The 14,645-nt window shown below is 49.8% G+C and carries 11 protein-coding genes; 5 read left to right on the forward strand and 6 right to left on the reverse strand.

Annotated elements, in window-relative coordinates; translation table 11 throughout:
* Window positions 1–127 precede the first annotated feature (127 nt).
* Entirely contained in the window at window positions 128–943 is an 816-nt protein-coding gene (locus tag F608_RS0129225) for an IclR family transcriptional regulator (protein WP_022669306.1), read from the reverse strand.
* A gap of 268 nt (window positions 944–1,211) precedes the next feature.
* Here F608_RS0129225 and F608_RS0129230 point away from each other — a divergent pair, with 268 nt between their 5' ends.
* Window positions 1,212–2,582, forward strand: a complete 1,371-nt coding sequence (locus F608_RS0129230) for an FAD-binding oxidoreductase (RefSeq protein ID WP_022669307.1) — start codon at window positions 1,212–1,214, stop codon at window positions 2,580–2,582.
* A gap of 61 nt (window positions 2,583–2,643) precedes the next feature.
* Window positions 2,644–3,933, forward strand: a complete 1,290-nt coding sequence (locus F608_RS0129235) for a (Fe-S)-binding protein (protein WP_022669308.1) — start codon at window positions 2,644–2,646, stop codon at window positions 3,931–3,933.
* A 79-nt stretch (window positions 3,934–4,012) separates the two neighbouring features.
* Here F608_RS0129235 and F608_RS0129240 read toward each other — a convergent pair whose 3' ends face one another.
* Complete coding sequence (locus F608_RS0129240; protein WP_022669309.1) at window positions 4,013–5,302, reverse strand: Hsp70 family protein; 1,290 nt, start codon at window positions 5,300–5,302, stop codon at window positions 4,013–4,015.
* Between the two features lie 277 nt (window positions 5,303–5,579).
* On the opposite strand from F608_RS0129240, the gene F608_RS0129250 reads away from it, so the two are divergent.
* Genes F608_RS0129250 through F608_RS0129260 form a run of 3 tightly spaced genes read left to right on the forward strand, consistent with a single transcriptional unit; the run spans window position 5,580 to window position 8,870 of the window.
* Entirely contained in the window at window positions 5,580–6,503 is a 924-nt protein-coding gene (locus F608_RS0129250; RefSeq protein ID WP_022669312.1) for a phosphate/phosphite/phosphonate ABC transporter substrate-binding protein, read from the forward strand.
* Window positions 6,500–8,509: an ATP-binding protein gene (locus F608_RS0129255; RefSeq protein ID WP_022669313.1), complete on the forward strand. Its 2,010-nt coding sequence runs from the start codon at window positions 6,500–6,502 to the stop codon at window positions 8,507–8,509. Before F608_RS0129250 ends, F608_RS0129255 begins: the two co-directional genes overlap by 4 nt.
* Window position 8,510: 1 nt before the next feature.
* Window positions 8,511–8,870, forward strand: coding sequence for a response regulator (locus tag F608_RS0129260; protein ID WP_022669314.1), 360 nt, complete (start codon window positions 8,511–8,513; stop codon window positions 8,868–8,870).
* Between the two features lie 55 nt (window positions 8,871–8,925).
* Here the strand turns inward: F608_RS0129260 and F608_RS0129265 are convergent, their stop codons facing one another.
* From F608_RS0129265 to F608_RS0129290, 4 genes are all read right to left on the reverse strand, one after another.
* The gene (locus F608_RS0129265) at window positions 8,926–9,921 is read right to left on the reverse strand and encodes a protein-tyrosine phosphatase family protein (RefSeq protein WP_022669315.1); all 996 of its coding nucleotides are present in this window, start codon (window positions 9,919–9,921) and stop codon (window positions 8,926–8,928) included.
* A 6-nt stretch (window positions 9,922–9,927) separates the two neighbouring features.
* Complete coding sequence (locus F608_RS0129270) at window positions 9,928–12,534, reverse strand: PEP/pyruvate-binding domain-containing protein (protein WP_022669316.1); 2,607 nt, start codon at window positions 12,532–12,534, stop codon at window positions 9,928–9,930.
* Between the two features lie 212 nt (window positions 12,535–12,746).
* On the reverse strand, window positions 12,747–13,649 hold the full coding sequence (locus F608_RS0129280) for a sensor domain-containing diguanylate cyclase (RefSeq protein ID WP_022669318.1): 903 nt from the start codon (window positions 13,647–13,649) through the stop codon (window positions 12,747–12,749).
* A gap of 540 nt (window positions 13,650–14,189) precedes the next feature.
* Window positions 14,190–14,534 (reverse strand): TusE/DsrC/DsvC family sulfur relay protein, encoded by a 345-nt coding sequence (locus F608_RS0129290; protein WP_022669321.1) that lies wholly within the window; start codon window positions 14,532–14,534, stop codon window positions 14,190–14,192.
* Window positions 14,535–14,645 lie beyond the last annotated feature (111 nt).

Genomic DNA, 14,645 nt, shown 5'->3' on the forward strand with positions numbered 1-14,645 from the left:
CATTTCAGAACAGCCATTGTCAGATGTTCTGGAATACAGGGCGAGGCTGTGTTTTAAAATGTTATATTCCCATTTGGTTTTCAGTCCATGGTTCAGATCCTTTCAAAGGGTCTGATTTTATTTGAGGTTATAAAATCCTTTCACGGACATAGGCTGGGCAGTGCAGTCTAAAGGGCGGGTCCTGGTCATTGAAGAAGCCCAGGGACCTGGAAAGTTCCAATGCGGCATACCCGACGGTCTTATAATATTTGTCCACCAGATCTTTTGCCAATTTGTTGTCCGGAAAGGCCACGGCAAGAGAGGCAACCGTCTGGCCGGTATAGTCCCTGACAGATGCGGCCACACTGGCCCGCTGGCCATGATACTCGTTACAGCTCAGGGTGACTCCGAACCGGCGCGTTAGCAGGACTTCTTTTTTGAGACTTTCCTTATCCATAAAAGAATTTGTGGCAAAAATTCTCGGTTCCAGCTTGTCCATATAGTTGTCAAGCTTGAAATCGTCAAACCCTGCCAGGAGAACTCTTGCCGAGGCACTCACCCATAAGGGGGATCTGTGTCCCACATTTACGGTGGCACTTACTGGATTAAGACCCGGCAGGGACAAAACACATAATCTTTCGTTATTATCGACCACATCAAGATAAACCGCCTCTTTGATCTGGTCTCTGACTCTGGAGAGGATGGGAAAAGCATTTTTAAGGACATCTGTCTGGGAGATCAGGCCGGCGCACAGGCTTAACCATTTGGCGCTTAATCCGTATTTTTTTGATCCCTCCAGCTTATTGAGATAGCCTCTGCTATAAAGAGTGTTCAAGAAACGATTCGCTGTGGAAGGCGGCATGTCGAGTGTTTGGGCGATATCTTTTGTGCTTAGATAGGAGTTGCTTTTGGCAAGCATTTCAACGATATCCAAGGCTTTTTCCAAGGTTTGAGCGAAACTCATTTTCCCTCCCAGGACAGACCGGTAAAATCTCGTTATTTAAAATTCGAGCCCATATTTGCACAGTAAAAACTATCTTGTCAAGACATATAATAAGGAATTTTAATTTTGTTTTTATAGGGAATAATTTTAATTTTAGTTTAAAAATCAATATAATGTAATTGTAAGCCCATAAAAATTAATCTTGAATTTTGGACTTACCAGATATAATATATATTTCATTATATGAAAATAGATCTCATTATTTGAGATTAACAATATGGGAGACTGAATGAAATCCGCTGCAATCAAAGAGATGAGCAAAATCGTTCCCAAACACCGTTTTTCAACCGCCCGGGAAGATAAAATCTGCTATGCCTGCGATGCGTCCCGCATCAAAAAAATTCCACTGGGCGTGGTTTTCCCCCAGACCCTCCGGGAAGTGTCTGAAATACTTAAAATCGCCAACAAGCATAAGATCCCGGTTTATCCCAGGGGGGCCGGTTCCGGTATGACCGGCGGAGCGGTTCCCTGTGAAAAGGGCATTGTCATCTCCATGGAGTTGTTCAATAAAATCCTGCACATAGATACGGATAATTTGTACGCTGAAGTTGAACCCGCAGTCGTCACCCATTCCCTGCAGCAAAGAGTCGAAAGCCTGGGGCTGTTTTACCCTCCGGACCCGGCCAGCATGAAGTACGCATCCATCGGCGGCAATATAGCAGAAAATTCAGGAGGAATGCGCGCCGTAAAATACGGTGTCACCAAGGATTATGTGATGGGACTTGAGGTTGTGCTGGCCACAGGAGAAATTATCCATACCGGGTCTTGCTGCGTTAAAGATGTCGTGGGATACAATATGTCCCAGCTTTTTGTAGGATCCGAAGGCACACTCGGCATCATTACCAAAGCGATATTAAAACTTCTGCCCAAACCTGAATCCAAATCAACGTTTACAGCCACATTTCCTTCCATGGTCAAGGCAGCAGAAGCGGTCTCCTTTATCATCAAAAAGAAAATCATTCCCACGACCCTGGAATTTTTAGATCAGCACTGCATCCGGGCCGTGGAAAAACGTGTTCATATCGGCCTGCCCGAAAATGCAAAAGCCTTTCTTTTAATAGAGATAGACGGTGAACCAAAATACATCACCGAGACGGTTAAAAAGGTGGAAGAAATCTGTATGGACCATCACTGCCTGGATACCAGAATCGCGACAGACCCGGCTGAACAGGAAAAATTATGGCTGGCCAGAAGATCCGTGTCCCCTTCCCTGCAGAACCTGGGAAAGGTCCGTCTCAGCGAAGATATTGTGGTGCCCCGGTCAAAAATACCCCAGGCCATTGAAAAAATGGACCGTATCGCCCGGAGACTCGGAATATTGATCATCACCTTTGGCCATGCCGGCGACGGCAATATCCACGTAAACATCATCTCCGACGAAGAGCCGGCAGTATTGCAGGGCGTGGACGAGGTTTTCAGGGCAATCGTACATCTGGGCGGCAGAATTTCAGGCGAGCACGGCATCGGGCTGACCAAGAGAAAGTGGACCCGGTTAAATCTTGATGAACCAACCATCAATGCCATGAAATCCATCAAATCCGCCCTTGACCCCAATAACATACTCAATCCCAATAAAATTTTTATGCCCGAATCCCAATAAATTGCAATTGTTCTCCATCATAGAAAATCTTCAAGCCAGATTCCAAAGGGGTATAACCTGAATGAATATAGACCGCCTCGTCCAAGAGGCTGCCCAGGAAATGAAAAAATGTGCCAAATGCGGTGCCTGCAGATCTGTCTGCCCGGTGTTTGATTCGGAAAACAGGGTCGAAAAATATGCGGCCAGGGGCAAGCTCTCCTTATTTGAATCCGTTTACGACGCCCAGGCCGGTATTTCAAAGCAGTTCAAATCGGTGTTAAATAATTGTCTCCTATGCCTGGCCTGTGTTAAAAATTGCAGCAGCGGGGTTCAAATCGACAAGATCATCATTGCCGCCAGGGCACTGGCCATGGTCAAAACCGGCCAGTCTCCGGTAAAGGCCGTCATTTACAGGGGGATACTCTCAAACCCGGGCACATCCAATTTCATCTTTAAAAAAGCGGCATGGGTTCAAGACCTGGCATTCAAAAAAATACCCGAGACGAGCGGTCTTCACTACAGGTTCCCATTCGACAATTCAGACCGGTACATCCCGTCTTTTCAGGCAAGGACCTTCAGGGAAAGCCTGCCGGAACATATCGGTCAGGATCCCCCGGGAGAAAGAATCGTTTTGTTTACCGGCTGCGCTGTAAACCATTTAATGCCGCAGATCGGGCATGCTGCGGTCCGTGTTTTAAAAAAATTAAGGGTAGGCATCATTATCCCGGTCGATCAGGGGTGTTGCGGTGCCCCTGTAGAGACCGGCGGTGATATTGAAACGATATCCAAGATAGCAAAGCAGAATATCGATGTCCTGTCCCGGTATCCGGATTGTAAAATCATCACACTCTGCGCATCGGGTGGTTTCATGCTCAAGAAAAAATATCCCCAGCTTTTGTGCAACCATGAAAAATGGGCCGGGGAAAGCCTGGACATTGCCGGCCGGACCCTTGACATATCCGAATATCTTATCCGATACCATGAAAATGCCTTGAAAAAAATGACAGGCAAAAAATCCCAGGATCCCATCACCTATCACGATCCCTGCCATCTGGTCAGGGGACAGAATATTGCCTCAGAACCCAGAAAGTTGTTGAACATGGTTGTTCAGGATTCATTCAGGGAAATGGATCGGCCTGACAGGTGCTGCGGGTCCGGCGGAAGCTACGGGGTCACCCACCTGAATAACTACCATAAGATTTTAGCCGAAAAGATAGATTCGATTCAGATGACCTGTTCCCGTCGTATTGCCACTGGATGCCCGGCATGCATCATCGCCCTCAAGGACGGATTAGAAAAATTCGGCTCAAAGAAGGTGAATTCTGAGGTCAGACATACGATAGAATACCTGGCTGAAAATCTCTTCCCCTGAGAACAACAGGTTCTATCTACCCTTCATATGCCCCCAAGGCCGCCACCCTAAATTTGGCATCCGGACAGTCCAAACCCAATTAGGAAAACCCAAGGCTTGCCTGGAGGCCCAGGCCGTACGCCACGCTGGTAAATGCATCTGAGGACCGGATCTTTGGGACCCCGAACCGGGTTTCGAATATGGAACGGACCAGGGGAATATAGGAAGAGCCTCCTGTGAGAAAGACCGCATCGATCTTGTCCGGTCCAAGGCCTGCCCCGTCAAGGGTCTGTTCGACACATTGGCGGATCTCCGCGACCTGTTCGGCAATCATCTCGTTGAACTCGCTTCGGCTGAGGGCCTCGTCAATCACCATGCCGTAATCCCTGAACCGTACCTGGGCCTCTTCATGGCCGGAGAGCCTGCATTTGGCCGTCTCAATGGCCCGGTAAAGCAGGTACCCGTAGTTGGCGTTGATCAAATTCTCAAGGTTTTCCAGGAGGGCCTTGTCCCTGAACTTTGCGCAGACCTTCAGCTCCTTGATCTGCTCCATGGTGCCGGGCCGCCTGAGCCGGGGGATATGATGCCACTGCATCAGGTCCCTCAGGACCAGGGGGGACAGGCCGGTGAGGTTGTCGCTGAACATGGATTTGGCCTTGACATCCTTTCCGTAAAGGGAGGCCACCCTGTGGCGCATGATCTGGGAATCAAAATTATCCCCGCCGATATAGAGCCCCCCCACGGACAGGATGTCCCGGGAGCGGTCTTCCCCCGCAGCCATGCGTTTTCTGGCCCTGAGAACGGTGAAGTCAGAACTGCCTGCCCCAAAATCCCCGACCAGGACCAGCTGTTCTTCATTGTCGGGCAGTCCGCTTTCATAGGCCAGGGCCGCTGCAACGGGTTCCATCTGGAGGCGGACTTCCTTAAAGCCTGCAAGCCGGGCCGCCCGGACCAGACGGTCCGTTGCGGTCCGCTCCCGCTCCTTGTCCCGGGAAAAGATCACCGGCCTGCCCAGCACCAGGTGGTTCACTTCCCGGCCGATAATGTCCTGGCCCCTCTCTTTCATGGTTTTCAGAATCAGGGAGATCAGATCTTCCAGGGTGTAAGACCTGCCGTAAATCGATGTTTTCTGAAACCCGGTATCCGGCAGAAAGGTCTTGACGGATTGCATATACCGGCCTTCCGCCTCGTTTTCCATGTATTGCAGAACTCCTTCATAGCCCACAAAGGACCGCGTATGCCCCTCTTCCTTTATAAAGTAGAGGATGGACTTGAGGGAATTGGAAAGAGGATTTTCCGGGTCAACGTTGAGCAGGGAGACCTTATTGTCCAGGTTCACGGACAGGGCCGAGTTGGATGTGCCAAAATCAATGCCAAATACAGGGGTCATTTATCTATTCCGGGCAGTCCCGATATTCCGGGAACCGATTTTATGCGTTATCTTTCAATGCAGACCGGGATATCTACAGGATTTCAATAAAATTGTAAACCCCAACCATGAAAACTCAGCCCCGGGGAAAATTCCAGGAGAACACCCGTTCTGTTGAAACATTTCTTTTATCCCTTTTCCGGTTCAAATCCTGTCCATCTGGAAATCCGGTTGGGAATTTCCTTTACTTGAATTTTAAATATTGGTACGGATTGGAGAATCATACAAGGTCCGTGACATGAAGTTTAAATGGATATTTTTTCTTTTTTTGGGTCTGCCCCTGTGGGGGTGCGGCGAGAATGAATCCGCCCTCAGGGTGGATCTGACCCAGACCGAGCAGATCACCATCCGGGAAGAACCCGGAGTGATTTCCTATGCCTACCTGCCCCAGTATTCACATACGGTTTCCTATACCCGCCACCATTCCCTGGTCCGGTACCTGCGCAAGGAAACCGGCCTTAACATCAGGCAGATCTTTCCCGGCACCTTTGACCAGCACATGAAACTGGTGGGACAGAACAAGATCCATATTTCCTTTTCAAATCCATTTATCTATGTAAAAATTGCCCGGCAATACAACGCCCGGGCCTTTGCCCGGATTGTGGAGGTCACGGGAAAAGACAAATTCAGGGGCCAGATCATCTGCCGGAAGGACAATCCGGATATCCAAACCCTATCCGACTGCCGGGACAAAAAATGGATTGCCGTGGATCCGACCTCGGCCGGGGGATATTTATTTCCCCTGGGTCTTTTCTTTAATCACGGAATCCTCTGGAAAGATTTCAAGGAAATTGCCTTTGCCCCGGGACCCGGGGGAAAACAGGAAAAGGTGATTCTCTCGGTCTATACGGGCAAATACGATATCGGAACCATCCGGGAAGGCTCCCTGGATGTTGTGGCCGGAAAGATCGATGTCCCGAAAATCAAAATCCTTTCCCGGACGGATGCCTATCCGGGCTGGGTCTATGCCGCCGGCCCTCATCTTGACCAAACCCGTCTTGAAAAGATCAGGCAGGCCCTGATAAAACTTGATTTTAACCATGCAGACCACCGGGAAATTCTGGAGGCGGCCGAGTTCATAAAGGTGATCCCGTCCAGGGATTCCGATTTTGATTCGATCCGTGATCTGACGGCCCGGCTGGGAATGGATCTTAACCGATGAAACTGGGTCTGCGGGGAAAAATATATCTGGGCTTTTTCTTTCTTCTTCTGGTCCAGGGACTGGTGATCTTTGCATGGATCAGCCATGTCATGAAAGAATCCATGCTGGACGAAATAAAAAACCGAGGGGCGTCCATTGGGAACAGCCTTTCCGTGGGCCTGGTAGAGCCCATGCTGGCCATGGATTTTCTGAGGATGAAGGTCCTGGTGGATGAAACGGTCCGGCTGGACCAGGATATCTTTTACACCTTTGTCCTGGACCGGGAGGGCAATCCCCTGGTCCATACCTTTAAAAACGGATTCCCGGTTCAGCTTAAGGCCGCAAACCAGGTATCAGACCGGGGGACAGCCTCTCTCCAGCTTCTGGATACCGGCGACCAGAGGGTCTATGATTATGCCGTACCCGTGAAGGTCAATGGAGATTCACTGGGGACCCTCCGTCTGGGCCTTTTCCAGAGCCGGGCCGAAAAGGTGGTCAATCAGATTCTGGTTTCCACCATTATCATCATTGTTCTGGCCATATTTACGGCCGGATTTGTGGGAGCCCTGCTGGTCAACCCGATGACCCGGAGCATTAAAAAACTCCATGACTCTTCCGAACAGGCATTAAGGGGAAACCTGGACGTCCACACGGCCCCCATGCTGGGGAAGAACTGCTGGGATATCATGCTTTGCCACAGGCAGGAATGTCCGGCCTATAAAAATTACCACCACCGGTGCTGGTACCTGGCCGGCACCCTCTGCCCCACATGTATTGAGGGCGAATATGCGAAAAAAATTGAATCCTGCCGGCAGTGCCAGGTATACAAGCAGTGCTCCGGGGATGAGATCCAAAGCCTGGCGGAAAGCTTTGATGCCATGACCCTTTCCCTGAAAGGCAATCTCTCTGTCCTGAAAAAAGCTGAAAAGATTCTGAGCGATCAGAAAATCCGACTCCAGACCATCCTGGACGCCATTCCGGACTTTATCTCCCTCCAGGACCAGGAAGGGCGTTTTGTCTCTGTCAACCGCACTTTTTGTGAAATGCTGGGCAAAACCAAGGATGAAATCGTGGGAAGGGTCAACGCCGACCTGTTTCCCCCCTCCCATGCAGAGCGCTACAATGAAGAGGACCGGAAAGTCCTGGAAACCGGGATTCCTCTGATCAAGGAAAACCAGGTCACCGGTCCAAAGGGAAGCAAATGGCTCCACGTGGTCAAAATCTGTGTATCGGAAACCGAAGAACGCTCCAAGGGACTGGTCTGCAGCGGCCGGGACATCACCCCGCTCAAACGGGTCCAGGAACAGCTCACCCATGCCCAGAAAATGGAATCCGTTGGAAGACTGGCCGCAGGTGTGGCCCATGAAATCAATACCCCCCTGGGCATCATCCTGGGATATGGGCAGCTCCTTCTGGAAGATGTGGAAAAGGAGGGCCAGATCCATGGAGATTTGATATCCATTGTTAAACAGACAAAGATCTGCGCCCGGATCGTTAAGGATCTCTTGAATTTTTCCCGGTCCGGCGACCGTGTAATCTCCCGGTTTGACGTAAACGAGGCCCTGGAAGAGGTGGTTTCCATGGTGGATCATACCTTCAGCCTCAACCATGTGAATATTTCACGCCAATACCATGGCCGCCCGCTGATCATGAACGGAGATCCGGAAAAAATCAAACAGGTATTCATCAACCTGCTGCACAATTCCTTTGATGCCATTGGAGAGGACGGACAAATCCATGTCACCACCCGGGAGGCAAAAGCCGGAAAAGAGATTGAGATCTCGATTACGGACACGGGATGCGGCATCGGCAGGGAGGAAATACAAAAGATCTTTGAACCTTTTTACACCACAAAGGGTCCGGACCAGGGAACCGGGCTCGGACTTTCCGTGAGTTTCGGCATTATCAAAGAGCACAACGGAAGAATCAAGGCCCATTCTCCCCCCATATCTGACAAGACCCTTGCACAGGGGACCCAATTCATCGTATCCTTACCCCTGGGTTCAAACCGGATGGAAGGAGCATAAAATGGCGAATATCCTCGTGCTGGACGACGTACTGGACGCAGGCAACCTGATCAAACGGATCCTTGAAAGAAAAGGACACAAGGTGATTCCCTTTACCGAAGAGGAAGACGCCATTTCCCACGTGGAGAACTCCGGGGCCGACCTGGCCATCCTGGATATCAAACTCAAGAAAATGAGCGGTGTGGAAGTCCTGGAAGAAATGAAAAAGCGCTCTCCTGAACTTCGGGTCATCATGCTCACGGGCTACCCCACCATTGAGACCGCCCGGGAGAGTCTGAGACTGGGCGCCAGTGAATACTGCGTCAAGCCCATTGACAAGGACGAACTGGAGGATAAGGTGGAAAAGGTGCTTGCCACCTGAAAGCCTTTCCTGTCGAGGACGGAAGGATGGAGGAAAAAAGGTTTCCGGAAAAAACCTATTGATTCCGTCCGGCTGCGATCATGTGGTTAAAATAGGCCTGGACGAATTTCCCGGAAACGGTCTCGGCCACGGTGAATCTGAACTGGTCGTTTGTCAGAAATTTTCCGGAAAAGGCCAGGAATACGGCCCTTGAAAGCTCAAACAGCATGTCTTCAATCTCCATCCGGTCCGCCATGAAATCTTTGACTCCGTGAATCCGGCACCGGACCGGTCTGAACTCAGAAATCTCGCAGCCCGTTCCCCGGTTGAAAGGACAGGCAGATGATTTATTTTTAAGAGCCCGGGCCGCCCTTGAAATGGTTTCCTCCCTCCGGGCCGATGTGAACCGCCGTCCCATCTGGAAATAAAGATAAACCACTTCCATGAACTGGATCTCAAAGGGTTCTGAACAACAGGAATGGCCTCCCTGACCGCAGGGGGTTTTGCCTTTTGTATCATGGGTTTCGGCTTCCCGGTCTATCTTACTGACCAGGGACTCATAATCGGAAAAAAAACGGCTCAGATCCACCCGGTTTTTCACTTCCAGGGAAGGCTCCCGGATCCTGAGGATCCCGGATTTTTTATGATATTTCTTGACCAGTTTCCACTGCCCGTAATTGGAGGGATTGGCCCGGGAGGCTTTTAATATCTTTGCGGCCCCTTTCATCCCCAGACCCTTCCGGATCAGATAGGCCGTGACAAAGGTTCCGGTCCGGCCGATGCCGTGACGGCAGTGGATCAATACTTTCTTGCCAAGATAAATGGCTTCATCCAGCCAGGCCAGGGCCTTTTCCATATCCTCTTCCCCGGGGACATCCTCATCCCAGATGGGCAGGTAATATACCTCAAACCCGGAAGAGGATTCCAGTTCATGGAGGTCGCTGAACTCGGCACAGAGGTTGACAATGGCATCAATGCCTTTCTTTTTAATGGTATCCAGCTGTGCATAGGACATGGGCGCATGTCCGACGGCCAGGCTGTCCGTGATCCAGGTCGGCAAATAGTCTGTCATGGGAAATCAGTCTCTCTTTTCTTCGGATAAAGCCCGATTTCGGGGCCGGAAATCATACCGGCCCTTCATGAACTCGTCGGCCTTTGATTCAATATCTTTGTCATCTTTCAAATACATATCCATGAGCTTGGTGGCCCCCAGAAGCCGGCCCGTGAGATCCAGGGTCTTTTTCATGGTTTCCCGGTCCGCCCGCCTCAACCCGGCATCAATGAGATCCGATTTAATCTCGACAAAGAAGCCCAGTCTTTCCAGAACCCTCCCGATAAAACCGGCTCTGAGCCACCTGCCTTCGGGATTGCCCCCGCCCCCGGAAAAGCGGAACAGGATATGGTTGCCCTCCCGGTCATGGGAACAGATGCTGTCCAGGATCACAAAATGGTAACCAAACCTGAGGCTGAGGTTCATATAGGTCTTTGAAACCACGGCGTAGCTGCCGAACTGGGGGGAGTCCGCAGAGATAATTCCCCCTGCCATGACGATCCTGTCGTACTCTTCCCAGTCAAAATGACGGGCCTCCTCCCAGGAGATCCCGGGATGGGCCAGTCCCTTGAGCATGGCTTTCATGGGCACGGACTCCACATGTTCCAATCCCAGGCTTTGTTCTTTTGCCGGCAGAGATTTCAATCCGGTTTCCTTACCGGAACCCACGTCCAGGACATATAAAAGCATGGGAATTCCAGAGACCAATTGCCTGGCCCCTTTTTTCCTTGCCCCTTTCCTTTGCCCCTGGAAAAACATCTCTTTCATGGCGGTTTCATGGACAAAGCGGATGATATCGTGGAGGGACCGGCACCCCTCGGGTTTGAACTGAGCAGATTCGGGATCGGTGAGTCTCAATTCAGCGCAGAAAGTAATCACGTACCTCATCTTATCCATGAAGGAGCTGTCCTTGAAAAGATCATCGGCCGGACCCATCCCCCGTTTCAGAGCGTTTATTTCTCCTTGATAGATCCTGCATCTGGTGGCATCCAGGGTCACCACCTGACCGATCTCAAGATCGTGGAATCCCCGGTCCGGATTGACCATGGCCGGAACCCTGAATTCCCGGGCAATGGATGCAAAATGGCCGGCAGAACTTCCGGTTTGGATAAGGATTCCGGCCATTTTATGGAGGGCTGTGACAAACCCGGGAAGGGCATGGGAGGCGGCCACAATTGATTTGTCGGGAATATTTTTAAGATCCTTGGCATTTTTCAGATAATAGACAGGACCAAAAGCCGTTCCCCTGCACACGGTCTCCCCGCCGGAGCAGACAGGCGTTTCCCTGATGACGGGAGCCTCAACCTCCAGAGTCCCGGGATCCGTCTGCTGCAGTCCCAGGGGCCGGGACTGAAGGACAAACAAAGAGCCTGACCGGTCCCGGCACCATTCCATATCCTGGGGTCCTTTAAAATACTCTTCAATCTCCGATCCCCACCGGGCAAGGGTAAGCGCATCGGCCTCCTCCAGGGAAAGCCGGCCCTGCCGGTCCGGTTCGGTTTCTATAATCCGGGTACCCTTCCCCGGATCCAGGATCATTTCCCTCTCCTGAACCTCAACTTTGACATCAAGGATAAGATTTTTTTTATCCACCCGGATCACATCCGGGGAAACCCGGCCGTCCACCAGAAATCCGCCCTGGCCCCATACCGAATGGATGACCAGTTTTCCCGAACCAGGCGTCTTTGTGTCCAGGGTGTAGACAACCCCGGCAGCCTCTGAATCTTTCATCTCAAGGGCCAGGACCGCCATGGGTGTTTCATGGTCGGGGATCCCGGAACTGATCCGGTAGAACAGGGCCCTGGCAGAATATTTGGACGCAATGATGCGCTTGTAGGCTTCGGCCACCCCGGACGGCGCAAGATTCATCAGGCTGAGATACTGGCCGGCAAAGGAGGAATGGCCATCCTCTTTAACGGCGCTGCTGCGAAGGGCCAGCCTGAAACGATCCTGCTTTTCCTGGCCGGAAGATTTGGATTTCAAGGGGTTAAGAAAGCGGTTGATTTCAATTTCAATCTCCCGTGGAACAGGGGCGGACAGGATCATCTGCTCAATTTCATTGGAGCTCTTTTCCAGGGAAACAGGATCGTGGATGTCCAGAACAGCCAGTTTTTCATTCACCGGCTCCCGCAGGTCATTGGCCTCCAGAAAATATTGAAAGGCCCGGGTGGTAATGACAAAACCCCGGGGCACGGGCAGATGAAGCTCCTGATTCAGCCGGGAGAGGACCGCTGCTTTTTTCCCGGCAATTGCCGCATCCAGACAGGCCTCCGTATCCAGTCCGACAACAAAGGGGGGAGAAAATTCAAATTCCGGCGGAGCCAGCATGAACCTGACATAAAAATCAAACTTTTTGAAATAGTCTCTCAGGCTCCAATAGTCCGAAGGGCACATGGTCAGCAGCGATTCAACCATGCCTGAAACCGATTCGGCGAACCGGCCGTATGTTTTCACGATTGCCTGGAAATCCACCCGTCTGTGATTGTAATAGACGTCCTCCAGGGCTGCCAGATGGTCATGGGCGGACCTGTCGTGCTCCAGCAATCTTTTAAAGGCTTCGTATTTTTCCCTTAAAACGGTTCCCGGATAAAACACCTGAAAGGTCCAGTATCTGAATAGATTTTTAATCAGCATGGACAGGATTCACATCCCCTGTAACCGGGGTCATATATAGTGTCAGGTTTCCGTATCCTTTACTCAAGGACCATATATTCCATCACCTTTTTCCAGCCTCATAGATACCTTATTTGACTGCGTAAGAAAAGGCAATCATCATCGGGGATGCCCGTTTTTCAAAAACCGCTTTGTCCCGGTATAGGGTGAAAAGCCGTCTTAAAAATTTCAACTTACTCCACCGTTAAACAATTTCTTCCCGAAGATTTACTTTTATATAAAAGAACATCCGCCCTTTTTAACAGAGTATCACGGGTGTCGTTTTTTTGTGCCATAGCGGCGCCGATTGAAATTGTCACATTCAGTTTTTCATTTTCATGCTCAATATATGAATTTTCTACCAGACTACGAACTCTTTCCCCCAATAATCTGAGATCCTCTTTGTTTATATTGCGGATAATACCGATAAACTCTTCTCCTCCCCAACGCCCATATAGATCAAAGGGCCTTGAATTGGAGATAAAAGTGGTTGCCACATATTTCAAAACATGATCACCAAGTTCATGACCGTAGGAATCGTTGAAATCCTTAAAATGGTCAATATCCATGAACAAAATACCAAATGGAATTTTTAAATTTTTAAATTCTTCGAACCGGTTGAGAAGGCTTTTTTCCGCATACCTTCTGTTGACCAATTGGGTCAGTTTGTCTATGAATGCCAGTTTCTCCAGCTCCTTGACCCTCAATTCATTGGCTTTTTGATTGCTGATATCGGTGAACAATTCTATCCCACCGAGTATATTGCCGAATTTATCTGCTATTGTGCTGACCCGGATTGAAACCGGAATTCTATGGCCGTTTTTATTGTGCATGAACAAATTGGCTTCCCGAGGTTTTCCGTCCCTGATCGTTGCCGCAAGGGGGCACATCTCTTTACAAAGACTTTTGCCCTCTTTGTTGACATGGGTAAGCAGATTATCAGAACAGGACTTACCAACAACCTCTTCGGCAGTAAAACCGGATATCCTCTCTGCGGCCTTGTTCCAATAGGTTATCATTCTATTTCTGTCCACAAAATAAAGACCGTCATGAAGATTTTTCAAAATCGCCTCGTAAGAATCTTTTTCAAGTTCCATGGGGATTTCCTTTGATTTTCTGATTTACGATACGATAATAAGCTTAGATTGTTCCCTGCAATTGATTTTTCTGCCCGGATTATAGCAGAATAAAAGGGTTCACAAAATGAATAGGGGCCTTTTATTTTGAATAGTTTTCAAAACCGGGCCATGCTGCAACCCAATGAATATTGTGATATTCCCATGGGAGACCGTTTCAGATCGAGGGACAGAAAGGCAGGATCAAAACAATAGTCTACCCCAAGGCTGCATGAAAATTTGAGAAAAAAATGAAAATATTTGAATTCGCGGAACAACATATAAAAAATACATGCAACCCAGGACTTCACCCGAAAAGGGTTCTGGAAACCCATCTTTTTCCCTCTAAATGTTTACCCTCCGGGAAAATTCACAAAGGCTCCATTTCCAGCGCTATCAGGGTTTTACGATAGATGAATAGAGCTTCGTCCCTGAGTGTCTCGGATATGAAACCTTTCTGTTTTTTGCACCCTTGGGGTTTACAAATCCCATGGAAATAGGCCGGTCAACCGGATACCCGGTTCAGGCCACCGTCTTGATCTTGGCAAACACCTCGGGTGTCGGTTTGGGAAGCCCTGCGATTTTCCAGGCCACAATGGGATCCGGGAACTGGTGATAGTTACAGGTTCTTTCCTGGCCCACGTTCTTGCAGATCGCCCTTAAAATGGGAAAGGCCTCGAACTTGGTGTAATACTCTCTCATGAATTTAAGAATATCCATGCGTTCTTTATCCAGGGGACATTCCCGGGAAACCCCTTCCCGGTCGGCCATATCGCAGGCCACCTGTTCGGTCCAGTCATTGAAATCAATCAAATAGCCTTCCGGGTCCAGGGCCAGGCCCTGTTCTTCTCTGTTTACACTTGTCATTTATCACCTCCGGGGGACAAGCCCCATTTTATGAAATTTTATCATCTACAGATACAAGCCCGATCACGGACTTTTTTAACAGTGAATGCTTTTATCCTGTTGAAAAGTTAA

This window comes from Desulfospira joergensenii DSM 10085 (assembly GCF_000420085.1).
GTDB lineage: Bacteria > Desulfobacterota > Desulfobacteria > Desulfobacterales > Desulfobacteraceae > Desulfospira > Desulfospira joergensenii.

What these genes read in the sequence shown, in the direction of transcription:
- F608_RS0129225 (WP_022669306.1), bottom strand. Translation starts at nt 943, where the DNA reads ATGAGTTTCGCTCAAACCTTGGAAAAAGCCTTGGATATCGTTGAAATG.
- F608_RS0129230 (WP_022669307.1), top strand. Translation starts at nt 1,212, where the DNA reads ATGAAATCCGCTGCAATCAAAGAGATGAGCAAAATCGTTCCCAAACAC.
- F608_RS0129235 (WP_022669308.1), top strand. Translation starts at nt 2,644, where the DNA reads ATGAATATAGACCGCCTCGTCCAAGAGGCTGCCCAGGAAATGAAAAAA.
- F608_RS0129240 (WP_022669309.1), bottom strand. Translation starts at nt 5,302, where the DNA reads ATGACCCCTGTATTTGGCATTGATTTTGGCACATCCAACTCGGCCCTG.
- F608_RS0129250 (WP_022669312.1), top strand. Translation starts at nt 5,580, where the DNA reads ATGAAGTTTAAATGGATATTTTTTCTTTTTTTGGGTCTGCCCCTGTGG.
- F608_RS0129255 (WP_022669313.1), top strand. Translation starts at nt 6,500, where the DNA reads ATGAAACTGGGTCTGCGGGGAAAAATATATCTGGGCTTTTTCTTTCTT.
- F608_RS0129260 (WP_022669314.1), top strand. Translation starts at nt 8,511, where the DNA reads ATGGCGAATATCCTCGTGCTGGACGACGTACTGGACGCAGGCAACCTG.
- F608_RS0129265 (WP_022669315.1), bottom strand. Translation starts at nt 9,921, where the DNA reads ATGACAGACTATTTGCCGACCTGGATCACGGACAGCCTGGCCGTCGGA.
- F608_RS0129270 (WP_022669316.1), bottom strand. Translation starts at nt 12,534, where the DNA reads ATGCTGATTAAAAATCTATTCAGATACTGGACCTTTCAGGTGTTTTAT.
- F608_RS0129280 (WP_022669318.1), bottom strand. Translation starts at nt 13,649, where the DNA reads ATGGAACTTGAAAAAGATTCTTACGAGGCGATTTTGAAAAATCTTCAT.
- F608_RS0129290 (WP_022669321.1), bottom strand. Translation starts at nt 14,534, where the DNA reads ATGACAAGTGTAAACAGAGAAGAACAGGGCCTGGCCCTGGACCCGGAA.